Raw genomic sequence first — 21,523 nt, 5'->3', positions numbered from 1 at the left:
TCTCCGCTTTAGCATACCTTCACGGAGGCTGATGCCCGACGACCGACGACGACGCCGCACGAACGCGGGCCCCGGTGAAGACGGAAACGGGGACGAGAGCGAGGACGAGGACGGCCTCGACGACGACGTGTTCCGCGTCCTCCGCAACCGGGACCGGCGGTACGCCCTCTACTTCCTCCTCGAACACGGGACGGTGGCGCTCGACGAACTGGCCGACGTCGTCGTCGGGTGGACGAACGCGACGACCTACGGCACCGCGAGCAAGCGCCTCCGGGACGGCGTCTACGTCGACCTGACCCACAGACACCTGCCCGCGATGGCCGACGTGGGCGTAGTCCGGTACGACCACGAGTCGGGCGAGGTGTCGCTGTCGTGTTCCGGGACGGTCCGGGAGTTCGTCCGCCTGGCCTGCGAGGCCGAGACCGGGCCGGAGGGACGGCCGTGAGCTTCCGCGAGTTCCTCGACCGCGTCGAGCGCCGGCGCCTCGACCTCACCGTCTACGCTCCCGAACACGACTACGACGTCGTCGAACAGTTCGACTCGCGGAACGTCTCGGTCGACCACCGCTCGCTGCCGGCGTACAGCTCACAGGGGTTTCTCGTGCTCCGTCGCGACGGGGAGTTCGTCGCCTCGGTCGGCCTCGCCGAGGTCCGCGAGTTCCTCGAACCGCCCGTCTACCGTCCCTGGACCGACGAACTCGTCGACGCCGAGTACCGGACGATCCTCGGCGTCCTCGACAACACGCTCTGGCGCTCGCTGGACCGGCAGCAACTGCTGGCGACGACCCGCGAGATCGAGAACCGGGCGTGGCGGGTCGGCTGGGGCCGCCTGCGGGCCGGCTTCCAGCGGCTGTCGACCTTCCGGACCCAGCTTCCCGTCTACGAGCGACTGGGCGCGGAGACCGACCTCGAGATCCACGTCTACGGCCGGCCCGACCGGGAGCCGTCCGACGCGGAGCACGTGACCCTCCACCCGGTGACCGACGGCGAGATCGGCGACTACTGGTTTCTCACCTTCGACGGCGGCGACGACGAACTGCAGGCCTGCGCCCTGCTCGCCGAGGAGCGCGAGCCCGGCCAGTTCGTGGGCTTCTGGACGTACGACGTCGACACGGTCGCGGAACTCGCGGCGTACGTGCGGGAGACCTACGGCTGACCGTCGGCGGCCGACCGGAACCGCCTTCCGACCGGCGTCCGATCGCCTCCTATGAGACGTGCTCTGCTCGTCGTCCTCGTCGCCCTGTTCGTCGTCCTCGCCGGCTGTGCGGGCGACACCGGGACGGGCGACGACCCGGCAGCCGCCGACGAACCCGAGGGCGACCTCGAAATCCACCACCTCGACGTCGGACAGGCCGACGCGACGCTGCTGATCGAGCCCTCCGGCGAGACGATGCTGATCGACTCCGGCGGCTGGCAGGCCGACGGCGCGGCGGTGATCGACGCCCTCGACGCCCACGACGTCGACCGAATCGACCACCTCGTCGCGACCCACGCCCACGCCGACCACATCGGGGGCCACGCCGCGGTGATCGAACACGTCGAGACCGAGGGGGACGGCGTCGGCACCGCCTACGACTCCGGCGTGGTCCACACCTCCGCGACCTACGACCGCTACCTCGACGCGGTCGAGGACCACGACGTGACGCTGTACGAGGTCCGGGCGGGCGACGCCGCCGGGTTCGGGAACGCGACCGTCGAGTTCTACAACCCGCCGGAGGGGGACGTAGGCGAGGGGTTCCACGAGAACAGCGTCGCCCTCGTCGTCGAGTTCGGCGAGGTGCGGTACCTGACGACCGGCGACGCGGAGGCCGACGTCGAGCGGCGGCTGGTCGAGGCCCACGGCGAGGCGCTCGACGCCGACGTCTACCAGGCCGGCCACCACGGCTCGTCGACCAGTTCGAGCGAGCCGTTCCTCGACGCCGTCGACCCCGCGGTGGCGGTCGTCTCGAGCGCCGAGGACAGCCAGTACGGCCACCCACACGACGAGGTGCTGGCGACGTTCGCCGACCGCGGCGTCGAGACCTACTGGACGGCCGTCCACGGCGACGTCGTCGTCCGGACCGACGGCGAGTCGGTCGCGGTCGAGACCGAACGCGAGGGCCCGACCGACCCCGGGGCGTTGCTCGACGAGAAGCCGGACGACGGCGAGGCGGCCGTCGGCCCCTCCATTGACGGTCACGGAGCGCCTACGGCGACCCCATGAGCGAGTTCGATCCCGACGCCGACGGCCCCGTCACCGCCGTCCTCGACCGCATCGTCGACGGCGAGACGGCCGTCCTGCTGCTCGAAGCGGAGGGGCGGGTCGTCGACGAACGGACCCTCCCCGCCGCGGACCTCCCGGCCGACGGGCGCCGCGAGGGCGCGGTGTTCGAGGTGGTCGTCGAGGACGGCGAGGTGGTCGAGGCGACGTACCTGCCCGAGACGACCCGCGAGCGCCGCGAGTCCGCCCGGGACCGGTTCGACCGGCTCTCGGAGCGGCTGGGCGAGGAGTGAGGGTTCGAGGACGATATTCCACGCTCGCGGGGTTGCTCGCGTGAAAACATGCGCGGACCGGGATTTGAACCCGGGCCATGAGCTTGGAAGGCTTCTCTCACAATCCGTGTGATTTCACCCATCAAACAGGGGTCAAATCGACGTTGAACGACACAGACCCAACGACCGTGTCGACAGTCACCCCATCTCCGTATTGCATTTTCCCTCGTCAGCGTTCCTGGTTTCCTCGACTCGTAATACTATCTAGGATATTATAAAGGCCGGTGTCGTGAGCTTCGGGGCTTACATCGATAACACGTACCATCCGATCTACCGCTGTTTTCAGTCGGTCACGAACTCTCGCCGCTTCTGTTCTACGGACTGCCTCGAACTGTTCGAAAGCGGCCCCAAGAAGTACGTCGAAACCCCACACCCGCACCTTGTCGAGGCGAGTGGAGCCGTTCTCCCACGACTACCATATGGCCGTGCAAAAGGCGAGTTCGACATCGACATCGAAGATCCCGCGTCACTCCAGGAGGGCGACCGCGTTAGCTTCTCGAAAGTTATCACCGACGACGACGTCCGGAAATTCGCCGAAGCGACCAGCGACACGAATGCCCTCCACCTCAACGACGCGTTCGCCGAGAAGACCCGGTTCGACCACCGGATCGTCCACGGGACGCTTGTCTCGGGACTGATTAGCGCTGCCCTCGCGTGTTTCCCTGGCCTCACGATCTACATCTCGCAAAATCTGGACTTCCGGCGGCCGGTCGACATCGGCGAGTCGCTGACGACCCAGTGCAAGATCGTCGACGAACTCGAAGACGACCGGTATCGACTCACGACGCGCATCGAAAACGACGCTGACGAGATCGTCCTCGACGGGACGGCAACGGTGCTGATCGATCCGCTTCCGGAGTGACTCGTCTGTACAGCCTAGTCAAGACCATGAATCCGTTCACGGCCCCACTGAAGATTCAACGCAGAATACAAACCCAGGGAACGGAAGCCGCTGAGACTATGCGCCTTCTTCCAGAGCGACTCGGTGACATCGCTTCCGTCGAGGTAGGACAGACCCCGAGTGAGGCTATCTACTCCGAGAACAAACTCGATCTCCTCCACTATGAACCACTCACAGACGACCCGCACGACACACCGCTCCTCGTCGTCTATGCGCTGATCAATCGGCCCTACATTCTCGATCTGCAGCCCGACAAGAGTGTAGTTCGCCGATTCCTCGAGGACGGCTTCGACGTCTATCTCATCGACTGGGGTGAACCGTCCCGGCTCGACGCGTCGCTGACGCTCGGCGACTACGTGAATCGATACATCGACAACTGCGCCGACGTTGTCCTTGAGCGAACTGGAACTGACGCCATCAACATCCTCGGCTACTGCATGGGCGGGACGCTGAGTACAATGTATGCGGCGCTCCATCCGGAGAAGGTCAACAATCTCGGGCTCATGGCGACGGGCCTCTGTTTCGACGACACCGGTGGCATCCTCGAACAATGGGGGAGCGAGGAGTACTTCGATCCGGGAGCGATCACCGGGACGTACGGGAACGTTCCAGCGGAGTTTCTCGCTGCGGGGTTCGCCCAGATGAACCCCGTCGATACGTATCTCGGCAAATACACAATCCTCCTCGACAACCTCGACGACAGGACCGCCGTGGAGAACTTCGGCCGGATGGAACGCTGGGTCCGCGATGGGGTTGACGTCGCGGGGGAAGCCTACCGCCAGTTCATCGAGGACATTTACCAAGAGAACGCACTCTACCAGAACGAACTGGTACTAGACGGCGGCCCTGTCGACATCGAGAATCTCACGATGCCTATGTTACAGATCATCGGCTCGTTCGACCATCTCATCCCTCCGGAGGCGAGCAAGCCCTTTACTGACGTTATTCCGAGTGCGGACACCGACATCTACGAGTTTCCGACCGGTCACGTCGGGATGGCCGTCTCGGGAAAGGCTCATGCGGAGTTGTGGCCCCGCGTTGCGACGTGGTTCCGTGAGCGGTCGGCAACACAATCTGAGGAGTCGGCCACAGTCGATCAGGGTGAAGCTGAAGCAGAGACTGACCAGGATCGATCGTTACAGACGCTTGACGGAATCGGTCCGACGTACGAGGCGCGTCTCCACGACGTCGGGATCACGACGGTGACGAAACTCGCAGCCGCAGAACCAGTCTCGCTCGCTGACCGACTCGGTCTCAGTGAATCACGAGTGACGTCCTGGATCGAGCAAGCGAGGCAGTTCACGGGCTCGTCAGACGATAGTACTGGAAGCAGTTGACCGTCGGTTCGTGGTAAGCGACGAATGCTTACGTGACGATGATGCCGCCGTCGATCTCCATGTAGGGATGGCCGTAGCCGCAGTAGGTCAGGCAGCTCAGCGTGTAATCGCCACGTCGCGTCGCACTGAGTTGACGAACGGCAGGTCTGGTGGCACTCTGAGGGAGCGCGACTGGGTGCATCATACCACCAGCCATGTGAACCTGTCCAGATGGCATGATCGCGATGCTGTGGTCGGGATACTGCTCGTTTGCTTCTTCCAGCAGTTCGTGGAAGTCGCCGTCAGCAGGGGGCGGGATGCGCTCTTCGTTTCGCTCTTCGAGCGCTTCGTGGTCGGGGATGGCCTCGCGGATCGATGATGGAAGAGATTGAATGGCTTGACTCGAGAGCGTGTTGAACGAAACGACTCGAAGAACATCGTTACGTTGCAGGCTGACACGCTCCAGTTCCTCGCCAGATTCGTCAAAGATGACGAAGCCCCAGTGGTAGGCTCCGATGTAGATCGTTCTGTCGACACCGCCACCACTGCCTGGAAGGTTCCTGACACAGCCCGCGAGACTTGTGATGCCAGCTCCGAGCGCCGTCAGGAATTTCCGCCGCTGTACTGTCGGGGACATGATGGTGGATTACTGCGACTCCTCGCGGCGGAGCTTCGCACGACGTTCCTCGAACTCCTCGTCGGAGAGATCACCGCGAGCGTACGCCACTCGGAGTTCCTCGAGGGCGCGGTCTGAGCTCATCGACGGTCCAACGCGGCCGACGAGGCCGCGATAGAGGAGGTACCCGATACCGACGAGGACGACGAGCCAGACGAGCATCATCCCGATGCCCCACAGAGGTGAGAGGCCGCCAGCCATCCCGCCGCCCCACCACCACCCCATCATCCCCATCATCGGCACCGCGAATACCATCATTAGCAGTGGGAACAGGACGATCACTGCGAGGACGATCAGGACGATGCGGAGCAGGCCGTCGGAGGTGCGCTCGGTGGACATGGTGAACCACTACGGACTTCGTCGACTGCGTCCATAAAGTTAGACGACCAGTACTGCTCCAGCGATGGCTCCTCACTTGGGGATAGCCGATACGTTGCTCTGTGTTCTGACTGAGGTGAGTCCACTCAGCAGCAGTCGGAGTCGTCAGGCGCCCACTCACACGCGTCGCCACTCGTCAAGTTGGTTTCGTCCACGTAGGTCGAGAGACACGCGTAGTTGCAGAAGTACGTCGGCGACCCACAGTCGTCGGTACAGTCGCGCACACAGATCGGGTCGTGGTCGAAGATACGCGATCTGCAGTAGGCGCACGTCTCATCGACATCGGGGAGTTCGACGGTCGTAGACATACCCGTGCTACGGGGAAGAGTCAAGAAAGTATTTCGCCAGCTAAACATCCATACTTCGACCCCGGGCTGTCACCGGCGGTAGTGTGGCTGAACTACTAAAATTCGATTGCCCCGATCATTGGCTCTCCCACACACTTCGGGCAGTCATCGGTGTCGTATTCTTCCATACAGTGCCGGTGACAGCAGCACCCGCAGTGCTCGCAGATGAACACCTCGTCATCGCTGGCGCACCGTGAATCACAGATGTAGCATCGAGCCATTGGTTCCTCGAACGTACAGTAGCTATCGGCATAAATCGCTGTGCTCCCAATTCTCCGCTGGTGATACCTGGTTTCGGTACGGATCGTCCGGCATCAAGATCGACTACTGGCTCGTGATCAGCGAGCGTGAGGCCCTCCACACGCACAGCATTCGAGGGGCTCCAGTTCTCTGGGCTCTGTTGAAACCCTCCAGCCATGATCGGTTCCCGGTGGCCGTGTTACGTATAGGCGAACGATATACTGCATCCAGCAACAGAGACAAGGACCAGCGGCTATCACAGGTTCGTATGGGTGATTCTGATGAGTTGCCGGGTTCTGACTCAGATATAGTCGTAAATCGTGGTGAAACGTACAACCACGCCGAACACGACCAAGTTGAAGTCACGGGGATTTGGAAAGGTGTTGAGAAAATTGATAAAGCCCGTCATACCGATGAGAAGGATGTGGTCATCGTCCGGTACTCGGCTGAAATCAACGGAGAGGAGGTTGGTGAGCTCACGGATACGTTGGACGAATTTCTCCAGTCGATCGAATAATTGAGTTCTCTTTCCCGCCTGTTCTTCTCCTCGGTCAGTTCGCATATCTCCGTAACAGTTGTTTCAGCCAAAAGCACATCTGAAGAATGAGTGTTTCAACAGAGTCGTTCTCTTGATTCTTCACCAATCGCTCACGGCGTCGCTGGAACTCCGCTTCGTTGATCCCGCCTCGTGTGTAACGGCGTTGGAGGAGTTCCATCGCAGAATCGTCACTTTCTGGAGGTGCAGCACCTCGACCCAGTGCCCAGTAGAGGAGTCCGCCGACCAGCCCCAGCATTCCGAGTGCCCCGCCGACGAACGGCAGCCCGCCACTTCCGATGTTGGATCCATACGCTATCGCGCCCTGTTCGACGATCGCGTCGCTCTCGGGCACGTCACCGTTGGAATTGGATTTGCTTCGGCTGGACCGCCAGGGCTGCCGACGACGATGCGACCGGCCATCCCGACCGACTTGTGCAGGATGCAGTAGTAGTCGTACGTGCCTGGTTCTTCGAACGTGTACTCGAACCCTCCCGACGAGATGATCCCACGATCGAATCCGCTGGCGGCGGATGGAATCCGGTTCTCGTAGGCCGTTGCCGAGTGTGCACCGGCTGCTATCTCGAAGCGGACGGTCGTGCCGGGTTCGACGTGGAGCCCGATCGGGTCGAAATAGTTGTTGCCCATCTTCACGATGAGCGTCTCCTGTGCGCTCGCTGGCTGAGAGAGGGCTGCGCTGGCGACTGCGCCTGCACCGAACACTCTCAGGAACTGACGTCGACTATCGTCGACTATAGTTCGTCATATGAGTTCAATCGGTCGCTGGTTCGTTATCCGCGCACGACATCGACGAGGCGCTGGGCGAATCCAGATGACTGCTGGGTCGCGCTCTCGATAGCTGACTCCAGATCTTCCCGGTCGACGATGCCGATGAATTCGGCGGTCTGTTCACCGTTCGCGTAGACGAGTGTCGTCGGCGTCTTCCGGACGCCGTATTTCTCGGCCGTTTCCAGATCTTTCTGGATGTCGACCTCTCGAAACTCGACGTCGGGGTATTCGTCCTCGATGCCCTCGTTTTTCTCTCGCTGTGTTGCGCATGCTCCGCACGTCTCTTGGGTGAAGAGGATGACTTCGGTCACATAGTATACTACGGTATTGGGACTTAACCACATTGCTATTCAGAATCGTAAGCTGAGAGAATTCCATCTCTTCGATTCGAAGGCGCGCTCACACAGTGGTGATCGGGAGTAGCATCACGAATGCATTCGATCACACAAGCGTGGGAAATACCCACCTTAGTGCGTACTCGTTGGTTTACTCCGACCGTTCGAGCCTGTCGCGGCGGGCTTCGAACTCTTCGTCAGTGAGGTCGCCGCGAGCGTATGCCGCGCGGAGTTCCTCCATTGCGGGATTTCGAGATGTCTGCGTTTCGCTCATGCGCCGGAAGACGAGGTAGCCACCGCCGAGGAGGATGAGGAGCGGGACGAGCATCCCGATGAACGGCCACCATCCACCAGTTCCGCCATACTGACCCATCATCCCACCGTACCCCATCATCCCGCCGAATCCCATCCCCATTGTGAGCAACGGGAGCAGGATGATCGCTCCGAGTGTCAGGAGAACGATGGTCGTGGTGTCGAGTTGGTTCGATGAAGACATCGAAGATCAGGCCTCCGACGTGGAGCCTAGTTTGTCGGGGACGGCCGAGAGAACACGCTCGAAACGCTCGTTGACCTCGGTCGCGATGGAGTCGAGCGCATCGTTGTCTGCGATGCCGACCAATTGCTGCGGATCGACGGCACTCACAACGATATCGCCGTCATCGGTTTCGTAGACGATGACGTTACACGGGAGGAGTGCGCCGAGTTCGATTTCTTCGGTCAGTCCCTCGTATGCCAGAGGGGGATTGCATGCACCGAGAATGCGGTACTGGCGGAACTCTTCGCCGAGTTTCTCCTTGAGTGTCGCCTGAATGTCAATGTCACAGAGGACGCCGAATCCTTCGTCTTCGAGCGCTGCGATCGTGATGTCGACGACGTCGTCGAACTTGCCGGTGACTGAAGTCTGTATTGTGTATTCCATGAAATGTCATACCCCGTCCACGGGGTTAACGGTTGGGTGCCGCAACGGCGGGCGTTGGGGGTGTGGTGCACCGGTTGGAACAGCAACTGTTCCAGTCATCCGGTGCGTTCGAGCTGTTTTCGCCGCCGATCGAATTCGTCATCCGAGAGTTCCCCGCGGGCGTAGCGCTCGCGGAGAACCGATAGCGACTGCTCATCGTTCCCGCCGGAACCTCGGTTGAGGAGCGCATAGACGATGTAGAGCGGGACGGCGATGAGGAGCCCCATCCAAAGGAGTCCCCAGAGCCCCATCGCTCCGCCGAAGAGGCCCCAGCCGCTCCCGCCCATCATACCGCCGCCGTAGTTCCCGCTACCGTGGGCAGCAGCCGTTCCAGTCGTCGCGACCAGCAGTGGGACGGCGAATATCGCGAGTCGACGAGCAGTGCGTCCGATGTGAGTGGTGAATTGCGTCATTCTCTTGAGTTGGTGAGTCGCGGTGTTCGGTTGAAGCGATCGAAACGGTCAGGGGCGTCAGCAGTGGCCCTGCCCGTCCATCCCGCCGTTGTAGTCGTCGTCAGCCATGTCCTGGGCCATCTCGTCGACGGTCACACCCATGTGCGACTCCATCCACTCGACGCTACCAGGGCCCATGTGCTCGGTCATCTGCGCCTCCATCCAGGCTGCCCAGTCGGCGGCCCCATCGGACGGGGGCGCGTCGTCAGCGGTCGTTTCGTTGCCGTGTGCGCTGACCACGGGGGCGGCGAACGCGAGTCCGACGATCGCGAGTGCCACGAGCAGCCAGCGGCCGAGTTTGAAGTTGGTCATTGTCTTTCTCCTCGGTTACTCGTAGGACTGCTCGCGAGTTATCGACGTGGGTGTAAATCCGCACAGGAGAACGTTCGAGAGCGTGTATAGGGCTATTTAACCGTTTTTCAGGGATGTGATCGTTCATCCGGCTCGAATTCGCCGGGTTGGCACCCAACCCTTCCTCTCCTGAGTGCAGCACCCACGACCACGGTTCCATACTGTTCTGGCTCTGCAGTAGCGATCGCTAATGCGCCTGATTCTGCTGCAAATCGTCACTCGGATAGATACGATACGTTCGCCCCTGGCGCTCGCGGTACAACAGTCCGCGCTTCTCGAGGGCACTAACTGTCTGGCTCACCTTGCTTTTCGAGAAGTCAGAACGGTCCCGTAATTCGATCTGCGTAATGCCGGGCGAGGAGATGACTGGTTCGAGGATACGGCGTTCATCTTCTGGCAGGAGGTCTAATACGCGAGCCTGTGGCTGAGACTCTGGATTGATGGCTCCATTCGATTGGATAGTTCCCTCTGGTGATTCGGTGCTCTCACGGTCGGTCGGATCCGCCATCTCATTCTGTGAACGGTCGTTTACGTCTGTGCTGGTGGCCTCGTCCCGAACCGTGAGATATCCCCCACCGATGACAGCCGAGACGAGGAAGGTCCCGAGGACGTACCAGAGTGGATTCGTTCCGTGAACCGTCCCCATTGACGTACCCATCATCGATCCCATTTGCTCGAAGGCCTGCTGTTGTTGGTACGCTTCCCAGCTAAGGGCACCGCCGACTATGATGACAGCAGCGACCAAGCTACCGACTACTGTGTCGGCTCGCTGTCGATTCATTTCATCCACCTCGATCCGCCGGTGTACCTGCTCATGTATGAGTGTTTGTGAGGCATCGGTGTACCAGTTTTGATTGGTCAAAGCAATACACGGGACTGCTTGGCCGCGAAACTCGATATCGCGATGCGGCGTTCAGTGATGGTCATGGCTCTGGGAATCTCCTGTCCCTGAGACCTGCGGATGTTGATGTGCGAACTCGGATGGGTGCTTCTCGAACGAGCGCTTACACCGATTCGAACAGAAGTGGTACGTCTCGCCGTTGTGGGTGAGACTCGGCCCGCTGTCGTCGGTCCGCATCCCACAGACGGGGTCGCGGTACTGCCCGGGCGCACCTAATCCCCGGCGGTAGACGTAGAGAAGAAACCCGGAGAGTGCGAACGCGATGATGTTGAGGTAGAACGTGTAGTTGAGCTCAAAGTACGTCTGTTCGGACGCCGTCTGCCCGCCAGCGAGGTTCGGGATTATGTCGAGCGCCGCGAACAGTTGCTCCATGAGAAAGCCCGTGAACGCCATCGTCACGAAGAAGACGCCGAGGATGTACAGCATCACCTTCCAGCCGTAGTACTTCCGGTAGACGTTCAACACGGGAATCGTGATGAGGTCGGCGTAGACGAACGCGATGACCCCGGCGAAGCTGACACCGCCACCCCAGAGCGCGACGGCGAACGGGACGTTGCCGATGCTCCCGACGAAGCTGATGACGGCGATCGCCACACCCATGATAGCGTTCTCGGCGCTGACGAGCAGCCCGTCGCCTTGGAGGAAAAGCGTGTTCCACACCCGCTGGGGGACGAACACGATAACGAATCCCGAGATGAGAAAGCCCGCGATGACGTCTTTCCAGATCATCGACCACTCTTTACGATACTGATTCCCGACTTTGTACCAGCCACCCCACGAAAGGAGTTCGTCGCGCCACCCGCCGTTGCTAGCGGTCTCCTGCTGGTAGGTTTCCATGCACCCTTCCGAACAGAACTTCAGCGTCTCGCCGCCGTCGGTCACCAGTGAGTACTCGTCTTTGCCTTCCATCCCGCAGGTCGGGTCCTCGGTGGTTCCCTGCTCGTCGTCGCGTTGATTCAGTTCCTTCCGGACTTGCTCGAACAGGTTCTCGGGGAGCGTCAGATGGACGAGGATCGCCATCACGGCAATGAGAATGACGCCGCCAAGGAGTTCTGCAACCAGAAACTCCCACCCGAGGAGGATGAGTATCATCAGCCCGAGCTCGACGATGAGGTTCGTCGAGGCGAACATGAACGCGAAGAAGTTCACCGTGTGCGCTCCCTTTTTGAACAGCCCCTTCCCAATGGCGACCGCGCCGAAGCTACAACCACTACTCGCGGCGCCGAACACTGTTGCTTTCGTGAGGCCACTCAGATTCCCCTCTCCGAGTACTTTGGCCATCCGCTCTTTCGAGACGTAAACCTGAACGAGACTCGTGATGACGAGCCCCATGATGATCGCCCACGCAGCGGTCCAGAGGAAGCCGACACCTATTCGTAAGGACTCGAGGATTCCGTCAACGAGGGCGGCTTGCATATCTAGACTATCGCAGTCATCTGTTTTGGTATTTGTTCTTAAGAAACTGGGGCTGTGGGCGGAGTAAATCTTGTATTCAAAGGTGATGCTTGCTATCAGCTGTGGTCAACCGTTCGAGCACATCAGTTTCTGCGTGTCACCGATTCCGGTCGGTAGTTGCTGCTTGATCTTCCGACGGACCGGTCACACAGATATGGGGGTTGTACCGCTGTTTCCCCCACGATATTCTTGCGCCGTGTTACCAGGGAGACTCTTCCTTTCGAATTGTAAGAGCAACCCGAATGAAGGAGTAGAGCGTATCTCTAGTCATGAGTACTACTACCACAAACCAAGACGCGTACGAAATGGACTCCACGACCAACGTAATGCATCTCGATTCGTTGGCACTGGCGGGCGCAGCAGCAGTTGTCTCTGCCGTCGCGATGCTCCTGCTCGGTGTGTTCGGAGCAATCGGCGTCTACGAGGGCGCAGTCGAAGCGATGGAGCAGTGGCACCTGTTCTTCGAACCGACCGTCGTCGGGACTGTGGCGGGCATGGTCGAGGCAGCGGTGATCAGCTTCGTCTTGATGTACGCCTTCGCGTGGCTGTACAACGCCTTCGCATCATAAATCGGGGAGTCAATCCATGTACGCCACCGCCAAAGCCGAAATCGTCATCGACGCATCGTCCGAGGAGATCTGGGAGTACGTGACCGACCCAGTCCATTGGACGGCGTCGAACCCCGAGGAACACTACGGGCTCGAATACGACACGCCCGACAACCGCCCGCGCGAGGGCGGGACGTTCCACCAGGCCGAAGAGGTCGCCGGGATGTACGCCGACCTGCATGGCCGATTCCAGTATATCGACCATCCCAACGTGGCGGTCTGGACGGGGACGGCGTATTATCCGCTCCTTCGCGGACTCGTCACCGTTCGGATTCCCGAAGGAGGTACCATTCGACTCGAAGAGACTGAAGACGGGACTCGGATGTCACACGCCGTCTGGATGGACTTCCCGAATAACCGACGGGGCCGAGCGCTGAAATGGGTGTTCACGACCGCTCTTGCCGGGAAGGCGAAACTCTACGACCATACGAACAAGGAACTCGTCTTCTTCAAGGACCGCATCGAATCGGCGGCACCTGAGAAACCGAAGCCGCATCGAAGACGCCCGCACGCTGATGCTGCTCGGTGAGACGGTCACGACCGATCATATCAGTCCCGCCGGGCCGTTTACTCGCGAGCAACCGGCCGGAGAGTGGCTCGTCGACCACGGCGTCGAACCCACGAATTCAACACCTACGGCGCCCGACGCGGGAACCACGAGGCAATGATGCGTGGGACGTTCGCGAACGTCCGCGTCGAGAACCAGATGCTCGACGACGTCGAAGGCGGCTACACGATCTATCACCCAACCGATGACCAGACGACGGTCTTCGAAGCCAGCCGTCGCTATCGCGAGAACGACACGCTACTGGTCGTGTTTGCGGGTGAAGAACTCGGAACAGGATCGAGTCGTGACTGGGGCGGCAAAGGGAACGGATCTGCTAGGTGTCCGTGCGACGATCGCCGAGAGCTACGAGCGCACCTTCCGCGACAACCTTGTCGGTATGGGTGTCTTGCCGCTCCAGTTCGTCGACGGTGACTCGTGGGAGTCGCTCGGCCTCGACGGCTCGGAACGGGTCGCGATTCACGGACTTGACAACCTAGACGTGAACGACGATCTCACCGTCGTCGCAGAACATGCCCATGGCCCAACCGTCGAATTCCCGGTCACGGCACAGGGTGGGACGCCTGCAGCCGTTCGATACGTCGAAAATAGTGGAATTCTTCATCTGGTGCTCCGTCGGTTACTCACTGAGGAATAGCCACCTCTCTCCAGAGAGTCGTCTTCTCCGGACACGACGAAGAACGCTACTGGTGATACTGATTTTGTGACGTGTCTGACTGCTGTCCTCTATTCAGAGATACTGAGGAGGTAAAGTACTGGCTGGGTTTATTTGTTGTCCGAGAGTCAGCACACGGTATGGCATCTCACGAAGTCCAGTTAGAAAGTACGATTGGGGGGTTCACTGCAAGCGGTCGCCTACACACGCTGAGTGTCTGGTTCATCTTCGCGCTTCGGTTGATGATGGGGCTGGCGTTCTTCCAGAGTGGCCTCGACAAGGTTCTCTCTGGAGATTTTAGTGCTGGCGGCTATCTAACGGGGGCAGTCCCAAACAACGGAAGTCCACTCGCAGATCTGTTCGTGGCGATGGGAAACACGCCGTGGTTCGTTGAGTTCGTGAACATCACCGTTCCGTGGGGCGAAGTGCTCATCGGACTTGGCCTCCTATTCGGCGCACTCACTCGCCTCGCCGCGTTCTGGGGGGCGTTCATGATGCTCTTGTTCTACTTCGGGAACTGGGACGTCGCACACGGCTATATCAACGGCGATTTCGCGTACATGCTCGTGTTCCTCTCTGTCGCCGCGTTCGGGGCAGGGCGGATACTTGGTCTCGATGCGTACATCGAACAGTACGAGATTGGTGGCGTTCCGCTGATCGAACGGTATCCTTGGGCGCGATATCTTCTCGGTTAATTTCCCGTATTTCGAGTCTCACCGGGGAGAACCAACGTATTATGCACACGAGGGGCGGGTCACATTCCCGTCTCCGAACCAGAGCGGTTCGTCATGATGACACCGCTTATCAGCATCAACACGGCAAGCGCGACCATTCCCAAGTCCCACGCCATCCCGGCAGTCATCCCCGACCCCATCCCGCCGTTCATTCCGGTCTCCATCCCGCCACCCATCCCCCAGTTCATGCTTCCAGTGGTGGCCACGAGCGCCTGATTGAGGAGCATCACCAGCGAGTATCCGATCATCAGCGGGCCACTCGCGTTTCCGAGGCGGCTGGCGTATGGCGTCAGCAGGACGACGCCGTGAATTACAACGACAAAGCCGAGAACGGTCATGAGGAGACCGCTGGTCGATCCCATCATCCCATTGCCACCCGTCGCGGAGATCAGCGAGTACAGACCGGAGGTGAGCGCGATCGCTGCACCGTACTGCCGCGTTATCATAATCGTTGCATTCATAAGTCAATCGCCTCGACCCGCCATGTCATGCTCTTCGACCGGCCTCGATTGTTCGAGTGACATGCCGACGATGTCTTCCTGTAGAAGGCTGAGGTGTTGTGCGACGAACTGGGGTGAGTCGTCAAGGTCGCTGGTGATTTCACTAGCTCGGAGATACGTGAGTTCGGCACCGACTGTCTCGACGAGATACGACCGAACCAGTTGGCGGGATGCGGTGGACATGGTGATTCTGGGTGAGTCGATTAGCGGAGTCGGCCGAGCAACTCGTAATCGTGATCCGGTGTGTACCGACGGAACAGCAGACTGTTCGACAGCACCGACACACTCGAGAAGGCCATCGCGCCGGCCGCGAGCACGGGCTGGAGTAACCCGAGTGAAGCCAACGGGATCATCGCCGTGTTGTAACCAAGCGCCCACACGAGGTTCTGCTTGATCTTCTGGAGTGTCGCGTCCGAGATGCGGATGGCCTTCACCACGTCGAGCGGGTCGTCGCGCATCAGCGTCACGTCCGCCGCCTCGATGGCGACGTCCGTCCCGCTCCCGATGGCAGTCCCGACGTAGGCGACAGCCAGCGCGGGTGCGTCGTTGACGCCGTCGCCAACCATCATCGCCTTGCGACCTTCGTCCTGAATGGCCTCGACGGCGTCGGATTTGTCCTCGGGGAGCACCTCCGCGCGGACGTTCTCGGGGTCGATGCCGACCTGCTCGCCGACGGCGCGGGCGGTCCGTTCGTTGTCACCGGTGATCATCATCACGTCGACACCGCGCTCCTGCAGTTGGCTCACGGCCTCGGTCGCACTTTCTTTGATCGTGTCAGCATCAGCGACCACACCGACGAGTTCGCCCTCGTCCGTGCCAGCGGGCACGCGGGCGACGAGCATCGCCGTCTTCCCCTCGTTCTCGAGACGCTCCATCGTCTCCTGGGCGGGTGCAGGATTGATCCCGTTGTCGCGGAGGAGCTTTCGGTTACCGACCAGCACCTCACTGTCGCCGACAGTTGCGCGGATGCCATGGCCGGGAACGTTCTCGAAGTCGTCTGGTTCAGTCACGTCGATACCGCGGGATTCAGCTCCATCGACGATGGCCCGCGCGAGCGGGTGCTCGCTTCCACTTTCGGCCGTCGCTGCGAACCGGAGAACGTCGTCCTCACTAAGACGATCGCGTGCGGTTAGTTGGCCGCCATCGGTAGCTGTGTCGCCGCCGTCTGTGAGAGGCTGTCCGTCGCCATCGAAGACGACGACGTCAGTCAGCTCCATTTCACCTTTGGTGAGCGTCCCGGTCTTGTCAAAGACGACTGTGTCGACGTCTTTCGCCCGTTCGAGGATGTCACCGCCCTTGAACAGGACGCCGTTCTGGGCACCGATCGTCGTCCCAACCATCGTTGCAGCAGGCGTTGCTAACCCCAGCGCACAGGGACAGGCGATCAACACGGACGACGCGAAGACGATGAGCGCGAATTCGAAGACTGAGACAGTGCCCCCAGCCACGGCAGGTCCGCCAGCGACCGCACCCCAGAGCGGGAGCCAGTCGACGAATCCGGCGAGTGCTTCGGGGAAGAGGAACCACACAGTGCCCCATAGTAACGCGTTCGCGATGACCGCTGGGACGAAGTACGCCGAGATGCGGTCGGCGAGGTTCTGGATGTCTGGCTGGCGGGACTGGGCCTCCTTGACCGTCTGAACGATCTGCTGGAGGGCGGTGTCCTTTCCGACCTTCGTCGCCTCGACGACGAGCATACCGTTCTCGTTGATGGTGGACCCGACGACCTCGTCGCCCTCGCCTTTCTCGACGGGGACCGACTCGCCGGTGACCATCGACTCGTCAACAGCACTCTGCCCATCGATGACGACGCCGTCGGTCGGAATCTGCTCGCCGGGACGGACCTTCATGCGATCGCCGACGGTGACATCTTCGAGTGGCACTTCCACTTCGGTACCGTCCTCGTCGACGAGGGTGGCTGTCTCGGCCTCCATTTCGAGGAGCTTCCGAAGGGCGTCACCTGCCTGCCCTTTCGAGCGGGCTTCGAGGTAGTTCCCAAGGGTGATGAACACCAGGATCAACGCGGCAGTGTCGAAGTACAAGCTCCCCGCGATCAATCCGGCAAGTACTGCAACGGAGTAGAAATACGCAGTTGACGAACCCAGTGCGATGAGAACGTCCATGTTGGCGCGTCTGTTGTTGACCAGCGCGTTGTACGAGTTCTTGTAGAACGGCCAGCCGAGCACAGCCTGAACGGGTGTCGCTAGCAGGAACTCGACCCACCCGAATTCGACGCCGAAGACCGTCTCCGGGAGAATTCCCCCGCCGAGCAGAAACTTCTCTGCGAGGAAAAACAGCATCGGGGCAGACAGCGCGGCTCCGAACAGCGTCAGTCGAAGCTGTTTTCGAATCTCACCCTGTCGTGCAGCGTCACGAGCATCTTCACCCGATTCACCGCTGTCGCTGTCTTCACGGACCGGCGAGTACCCAGCATCCTCGATAGCGTCGTAGAGCGCGTCGAGTGACGTGTCCGCAGGGTTGTACCTGACCTGCGCTTCGTCGGTGGCGAAGTTCGCCTCGGCCGCGATAACACCCGGCGTGTTCTCGAGTGCGGTCTCGTTCGTCTGCACACAGTTGGCACAGGTCATATCGGAGATTCCTATGGTCACCGTGTCAGACACCGCACCGTAGCCGGCGTCCTCGATCGTCTCGTAGATCTCTGCAAGCGATACCTCGTCAGGGTCGTACTCGACGGAGCCCTCGTCCGTGGCGAAATTGGCGTTCGCCTCGACGACGCCGTCGAGTGACTCCAGGGCGTCGCTAACTGTCCCCGAGCAGTTGGCACAGGTCATCCCCGTTATGTCAAGATGTGCTGTTCGCGTTTCCATTGTCGTATCTTAGGGGCTACTCCGTTAGGTGAGTTTCTGCTTGGATAGTGAGGGTAATCAACGGCGTTTACTTTCGGTTCCAAACCGAAGTCAGCGCTACACGCCCTCTTCGAGACGCTGGTGTCGATCTTCGAATCGACTCTGACACGATGGACAACAGAAATGATAGAGTTCTCCGCCAATACGACTCGTCTCCCCCTCAGAATCCACAGTATTACTGCACTCGGCACACGTGAGTGCGAACTCGACGCCGTCGATCGATGGCGTCCACTCGACTTCGTCGACTAACGTGACTGTGTAATCAACCGAGTCAGCACCATCGAGAAGCGTGTTCACCCACGCCCGGACGTTCTGTGCTTCTGCACGTCCATAGAACCAGAGGTCACCCTCCGACGTAATGAACACGTGTTCGACGGCGTCGTCGTTTCTGACCCGCTCACGAACCGCGTCGAACGACTCAGATGAGATATCTAACTGGACAAGTACCGGCACACCAGCTCTGAGTTGGCTACGGTCGACATCGATAGTGAAGTGGTCGATGACCCCGGTCTCTTGGAGTCGTGTGACGCGATCTGAGACGGCTGGTCCCGAGAGGCCAACTTCCTCGCCGATCGCGCTGAACGGGCGACGGGCGTTCTCGGCTAACAGCGAGAGAATCTCCATGTCGGTTTCGTCCAAGTCCCGCATACGAGGCGATAGGGACCTAGGATACAATACTATTCCCCAGCAGATACTTTTGAATACGTCGTTTCACGACCGTTCGAACCGCAGTATCGAAGCAGCAAACGACAAAGAGGAGCCGTCCGTATCTCTCACTGGAATGAGTCAAACGATCACCGTCGAGGGAATGACCTGCGGCCATTGCGAACAGACAGTCGAAGAGGCACTTCAAGACGTGTCTGGTGTGACTGACGCCACCGCTGATCGTGAGACCGAACAGGCGAGCGTCGATGGTGACGCCGACGTCACGGCCCTCGTGCAAGCCGTCGAAGACGCTGGATACACAGCCCACGCCTGAGAGCACCCAGAACGTTCGCGGACGACCGCCCCGTCGTTTTCTTCCGAGTCCGCTTGCCCTGATCGTCCCGCGCAGTATCAGGCCCCGGACAGAATAATGGGGGGCGGTACCAACACCCAACCCATGAGCAACCATCCAGACCACGAGCGTATCCGGGACGCTTCGTCGGAAACTGATTCCGAGAGACCCGTCTACTGCTGCCGTATCTGCCAGTTAGAAGCAGATGGAGGGAGGCGAGCGACGGATTCCTCATCCACCACGGAGCCTCCCCACTCCTCCGAGCACACGAACCACGACCGGACGGGCGAGATTACCACGGAACCCGGAAGCACCGACGAACACGCACACCACGATCCCGAAGCCGAGCCCGGACACAGCCACGCCCATACTGGAGAGGGCGAACACGATCACGACGCACACGACCACAGCGCGGACGTCCACGAAGATCACGCCGCTCACACGGATCACACGGGCCACGAGCAGATGTTCCGGCGGCGGTTCTGGGTGTCGCTCGTGCTCTCAGTGCCGGTCATCTTCTTCAGCGAGTTCATTCAGGCTGTCTTCGGCTACACGGCGCCGTCGTTCCCTGGAAGCGTCTGGATCACACCCGTCCTCTCAGTTGTGATCTTCGCGTATGGTGGCGTGCCGTTCCTCTCGATGGCCCGGACGGAACTCGAGAACCGTGAGCCAGGGATGATGATGCTGATCTCGCTGGCGATCACCGTCGCGTTCGTCTACTCGATCGCGAGCCTGTTTCTCGAGGGGACGACGCCGTTCTTCTGGGAACTGGTCACGCTGATCGACATCATGCTGCTGGGCCACTGGATGGAGATGCGCTCGGTTCGACAGGCCTCCGGTGCGCTCGACGAACTGGCGAAGCTCATGCCCGACACCGCCGAGCGCGTCACCGAGGGTGGGGATACCGAGGAAGTGCCAGTCTCCGAACTCTCCGAGGACGACGTCGTACTCGTTCGTCCCGGTACTTCGGTTCCCGCCGACGGCGAGGTCGCCGAGGGCGAGTCATCCGTCGACGAATCGATGATCACTGGCGAGTCCAGGTCCGTGGGCAAGGAACCCGGCTCGGAAGTGGTCGCCGGGACGGTCAACCAGGACGGGAGCCTCCGCATCAGAATCACGAAGACGGGCGAGGAGACGACGTTAGCGGGCATCATGCGGCTCGTTGATGAAGCCCAGCAGTCCAAATCCCGCACGCAGCTCCTGGCGGACCGCGCAGCAGGGTGGCTGTTCTACATCGCACTCGCCGTTGCGGGCATTACGGCCGTCGCGTGGATCGTCGCAGTCGGGTTCAACATCGGTGTTCTCGAACGCGTGGTCACGGTTCTCGTCATCGCATGTCCCCACGCACTCGGCCTAGCCGTCCCGCTCGTTGTCGCAATCAACACCTCGACCGCTGCCCAGAACGGGATGCTCATCCGCGACCGCATAGCTATGGAGGAATCCCGGAACCTCGATACGGTGATGTTCGACAAGACGGGCACGCTCACGAAGGGCGAACAGGGCGTCGTCGGCGTCGAGACGGCAGGCGACTGGAGTGAAGAGCGCGTGTTCGAAATCGCCGCTGGTGTCGAGGGCGACTCCGAACACATGATCGCTCGCGCCATCCGGGATGCTGCCGAGGAACGGGAGGTCCAGCGAGCGAGCGTCTCGAACTTCGAAAACCTCCGCGGTCTCGGTGTCAGAGCCACCGTCGACGGCGAGACAGTTCATCTGGGTGGCCCCAACCTGATCGAGAAACTCGGCATCGAACGACCCGACGATATCGCTGCCTTCGCTGAGGAAGCCGGCTCGAACGCACAGACGGTCATCTACCTGGTCCACGATGAATCCGAGATCGCCGCAGCGTTCGCGCTGGCGGACGTCATTCGGGAAGCAAGCCGGCAGGCTATCGAGGCGCTGCACGGGATGGGCATCGAAGTGGCAATGCTCACCGGCGACAGCGAGGATGTCGCGAGGGCTGTGTCCGAGGAACTCGGTATTGACCAGTACTTCGCGGAGGTGCTGCCCGAGGCGAAGGACACGAAGGTCGAACAACTCCAGTCGGAAGGGAAATTCGTCGCGATGGTCGGCGACGGTGTCAACGACGCGCCGGCGCTCACGCGAGCTGACGTCGGTATCGCCATCGGATCGGGGACCGACGTCGCCATCGAATCGGGCGATATCATCCTCGTCGACAACAACCCGGTGGACGTGGTGCGGCTCATCCGACTGTCGAAGGCGAGCTACCGGAAGATGCAAGAAAATCTTGTCTGGGCGACCGGCTACAACGTGTTTGCGCTCCCGCTTGCGGCGGGGATTCTCGCGCCCATCGGTATCCTCCTGTCGCCGGCGATCGGCGCCGTGTTTATGTCGCTGTCGACGGTCATCGTCGCGATTAACGCCCGCAGACTAGGGAATGTAGATCTCTCCCTGCCTGCGTAACCCACAATCTC

26 protein-coding genes and 1 pseudogene are annotated in these 21,523 nt (G+C 60.7%); 12 read left to right on the top strand and 15 right to left on the bottom strand.

Features of this window, described 5'->3' with window-relative positions; all coding sequences use genetic code 11:
- Positions 1 to 31: 31 nt before the first annotated feature.
- From NKG98_RS17960 to phaC, 6 genes are all read left to right on the top strand, one after another.
- Positions 32 to 445, top strand: coding sequence for a DUF7344 domain-containing protein (locus NKG98_RS17960; RefSeq protein ID WP_254767499.1), 414 nt, complete (start codon positions 32 to 34; stop codon positions 443 to 445).
- On the top strand, positions 442 to 1,155 hold the full coding sequence (locus NKG98_RS17955) for a DICT sensory domain-containing protein (protein WP_254767498.1): 714 nt from the start codon (positions 442 to 444) through the stop codon (positions 1,153 to 1,155). The genes NKG98_RS17960 and NKG98_RS17955 overlap by 4 nt, the downstream gene beginning before the upstream one ends.
- A 51-nt stretch (positions 1,156 to 1,206) precedes the next feature.
- The gene (locus NKG98_RS17950; protein WP_254767497.1) at positions 1,207 to 2,202 is read left to right on the top strand and encodes a ComEC/Rec2 family competence protein; all 996 of its coding nucleotides are present in this window, start codon (positions 1,207 to 1,209) and stop codon (positions 2,200 to 2,202) included.
- Entirely contained in the window at positions 2,199 to 2,492 is a 294-nt protein-coding gene (locus NKG98_RS17945) for a DUF3006 family protein (protein WP_254767496.1), read from the top strand. Before NKG98_RS17950 ends, NKG98_RS17945 begins: the two co-directional genes overlap by 4 nt.
- 268 nt (positions 2,493 to 2,760) lie before the next feature.
- Positions 2,761 to 3,393 carry a MaoC family dehydratase gene (locus NKG98_RS17940; protein ID WP_254767495.1) on the top strand — a complete coding sequence of 211 codons (633 nt, stop codon included), beginning with the start codon at positions 2,761 to 2,763 and terminating at the stop codon, positions 3,391 to 3,393.
- A 26-nt stretch (positions 3,394 to 3,419) separates the two neighbouring features.
- Complete coding sequence (gene phaC, locus NKG98_RS17935; RefSeq protein WP_254767494.1) at positions 3,420 to 4,769, top strand: class III poly(R)-hydroxyalkanoic acid synthase subunit PhaC; 1,350 nt, start codon at positions 3,420 to 3,422, stop codon at positions 4,767 to 4,769.
- A 28-nt stretch (positions 4,770 to 4,797) separates the two neighbouring features.
- Here the strand turns inward: phaC and NKG98_RS17930 are convergent, their stop codons facing one another.
- The 12 genes from NKG98_RS17930 to NKG98_RS17875 form a co-directional block, all read right to left on the bottom strand.
- Positions 4,798 to 5,385, bottom strand: coding sequence for a cupredoxin domain-containing protein (locus NKG98_RS17930; protein WP_254767493.1), 588 nt, complete (start codon positions 5,383 to 5,385; stop codon positions 4,798 to 4,800).
- Between the two features lie 9 nt (positions 5,386 to 5,394).
- Positions 5,395 to 5,763 carry an SHOCT domain-containing protein gene (locus NKG98_RS17925; RefSeq protein ID WP_254767492.1) on the bottom strand — a complete coding sequence of 123 codons (369 nt, stop codon included), beginning with the start codon at positions 5,761 to 5,763 and terminating at the stop codon, positions 5,395 to 5,397.
- Positions 5,764 to 5,888: 125 nt separating this feature from the next.
- On the bottom strand, positions 5,889 to 6,110 hold the full coding sequence (locus NKG98_RS17920; RefSeq protein WP_254767491.1) for a hypothetical protein: 222 nt from the start codon (positions 6,108 to 6,110) through the stop codon (positions 5,889 to 5,891).
- A 580-nt stretch (positions 6,111 to 6,690) separates the two neighbouring features.
- The gene (locus NKG98_RS17915; RefSeq protein WP_254767490.1) at positions 6,691 to 6,951 is read right to left on the bottom strand and encodes a hypothetical protein; all 261 of its coding nucleotides are present in this window, start codon (positions 6,949 to 6,951) and stop codon (positions 6,691 to 6,693) included.
- Positions 6,952 to 7,239: 288 nt separating this feature from the next.
- The gene (locus NKG98_RS17910) at positions 7,240 to 7,647 is read right to left on the bottom strand and encodes a plastocyanin/azurin family copper-binding protein (protein WP_254767489.1); all 408 of its coding nucleotides are present in this window, start codon (positions 7,645 to 7,647) and stop codon (positions 7,240 to 7,242) included.
- A gap of 68 nt (positions 7,648 to 7,715) precedes the next feature.
- Complete coding sequence (locus NKG98_RS17905; protein ID WP_254767488.1) at positions 7,716 to 8,024, bottom strand: thioredoxin family protein; 309 nt, start codon at positions 8,022 to 8,024, stop codon at positions 7,716 to 7,718.
- A 175-nt stretch (positions 8,025 to 8,199) separates the two neighbouring features.
- Complete coding sequence (locus NKG98_RS17900; RefSeq protein WP_254767487.1) at positions 8,200 to 8,544, bottom strand: SHOCT domain-containing protein; 345 nt, start codon at positions 8,542 to 8,544, stop codon at positions 8,200 to 8,202.
- 6 nt (positions 8,545 to 8,550) lie between these two features.
- The gene (locus tag NKG98_RS17895) at positions 8,551 to 8,967 is read right to left on the bottom strand and encodes a DUF302 domain-containing protein (RefSeq protein WP_254767486.1); all 417 of its coding nucleotides are present in this window, start codon (positions 8,965 to 8,967) and stop codon (positions 8,551 to 8,553) included.
- A gap of 95 nt (positions 8,968 to 9,062) precedes the next feature.
- Positions 9,063 to 9,419 carry an SHOCT domain-containing protein gene (locus tag NKG98_RS17890; protein ID WP_254767485.1) on the bottom strand — a complete coding sequence of 119 codons (357 nt, stop codon included), beginning with the start codon at positions 9,417 to 9,419 and terminating at the stop codon, positions 9,063 to 9,065.
- Between the two features lie 57 nt (positions 9,420 to 9,476).
- Positions 9,477 to 9,770: a hypothetical protein gene (locus tag NKG98_RS17885; RefSeq protein ID WP_254767484.1), complete on the bottom strand. Its 294-nt coding sequence runs from the start codon at positions 9,768 to 9,770 to the stop codon at positions 9,477 to 9,479.
- A 226-nt stretch (positions 9,771 to 9,996) separates the two neighbouring features.
- The gene (locus NKG98_RS17880) at positions 9,997 to 10,590 is read right to left on the bottom strand and encodes a DUF7343 domain-containing protein (RefSeq protein ID WP_254767483.1); all 594 of its coding nucleotides are present in this window, start codon (positions 10,588 to 10,590) and stop codon (positions 9,997 to 9,999) included.
- A 132-nt stretch (positions 10,591 to 10,722) separates the two neighbouring features.
- Positions 10,723 to 12,126, bottom strand: a complete 1,404-nt coding sequence (locus NKG98_RS17875; RefSeq protein WP_254767482.1) for a permease — start codon at positions 12,124 to 12,126, stop codon at positions 10,723 to 10,725.
- A 344-nt stretch (positions 12,127 to 12,470) separates the two neighbouring features.
- Here NKG98_RS17875 and NKG98_RS17870 point away from each other — a divergent pair, with 344 nt between their 5' ends.
- From NKG98_RS17870 to NKG98_RS17855, 4 genes and pseudogenes are all read left to right on the top strand, one after another.
- Positions 12,471 to 12,734, top strand: coding sequence for a hypothetical protein (locus NKG98_RS17870; RefSeq protein ID WP_254767481.1), 264 nt, complete (start codon positions 12,471 to 12,473; stop codon positions 12,732 to 12,734).
- Positions 12,735 to 12,750: 16 nt separating this feature from the next.
- Positions 12,751 to 13,302, top strand: a complete 552-nt coding sequence (locus tag NKG98_RS17865; protein WP_254767480.1) for an SRPBCC family protein — start codon at positions 12,751 to 12,753, stop codon at positions 13,300 to 13,302.
- Positions 13,262 to 13,975 (top strand): annotated as a pseudogene (locus tag NKG98_RS17860) (aconitate hydratase); the annotation flags it as partial. The gene NKG98_RS17865 and the pseudogene NKG98_RS17860, both read left to right, overlap by 41 nt.
- A 158-nt stretch (positions 13,976 to 14,133) precedes the next feature.
- Positions 14,134 to 14,688 (top strand): DoxX family protein, encoded by a 555-nt coding sequence (locus tag NKG98_RS17855; RefSeq protein ID WP_254767479.1) that lies wholly within the window; start codon positions 14,134 to 14,136, stop codon positions 14,686 to 14,688.
- A 59-nt stretch (positions 14,689 to 14,747) separates the two neighbouring features.
- Here the strand turns inward: NKG98_RS17855 and NKG98_RS17850 are convergent, their stop codons facing one another.
- The 3 genes from NKG98_RS17850 to NKG98_RS17840 form a co-directional block, all read right to left on the bottom strand.
- The gene (locus NKG98_RS17850; RefSeq protein WP_254767478.1) at positions 14,748 to 15,173 is read right to left on the bottom strand and encodes a hypothetical protein; all 426 of its coding nucleotides are present in this window, start codon (positions 15,171 to 15,173) and stop codon (positions 14,748 to 14,750) included.
- A 257-nt stretch (positions 15,174 to 15,430) separates the two neighbouring features.
- Positions 15,431 to 18,055 carry a heavy metal translocating P-type ATPase gene (locus NKG98_RS17845; protein ID WP_254767477.1) on the bottom strand — a complete coding sequence of 875 codons (2,625 nt, stop codon included), beginning with the start codon at positions 18,053 to 18,055 and terminating at the stop codon, positions 15,431 to 15,433.
- A gap of 96 nt (positions 18,056 to 18,151) precedes the next feature.
- Positions 18,152 to 18,742: an AsnC family transcriptional regulator gene (locus NKG98_RS17840; protein WP_254767476.1), complete on the bottom strand. Its 591-nt coding sequence runs from the start codon at positions 18,740 to 18,742 to the stop codon at positions 18,152 to 18,154.
- A gap of 133 nt (positions 18,743 to 18,875) precedes the next feature.
- Here NKG98_RS17840 and NKG98_RS17835 point away from each other — a divergent pair, with 133 nt between their 5' ends.
- Both NKG98_RS17835 and NKG98_RS17830 read left to right on the top strand, forming a co-directional pair.
- On the top strand, positions 18,876 to 19,073 hold the full coding sequence (locus NKG98_RS17835; RefSeq protein WP_254767475.1) for a heavy-metal-associated domain-containing protein: 198 nt from the start codon (positions 18,876 to 18,878) through the stop codon (positions 19,071 to 19,073).
- Positions 19,074 to 19,196: 123 nt separating this feature from the next.
- Complete coding sequence (locus NKG98_RS17830; RefSeq protein WP_425504362.1) at positions 19,197 to 21,512, top strand: heavy metal translocating P-type ATPase; 2,316 nt, start codon at positions 19,197 to 19,199, stop codon at positions 21,510 to 21,512.
- Positions 21,513 to 21,523: the final 11 nt, after the last annotated feature.

This window comes from Salinilacihabitans rarus (assembly GCF_024296665.1).
GTDB classification, from domain to species: domain Archaea; phylum Halobacteriota; class Halobacteria; order Halobacteriales; family Natrialbaceae; genus Salinilacihabitans; species Salinilacihabitans rarus.
The sequence above is the reverse complement of the archived record's forward strand: the minus strand, read 5'-3'. Positions and strand labels throughout refer to the sequence as shown.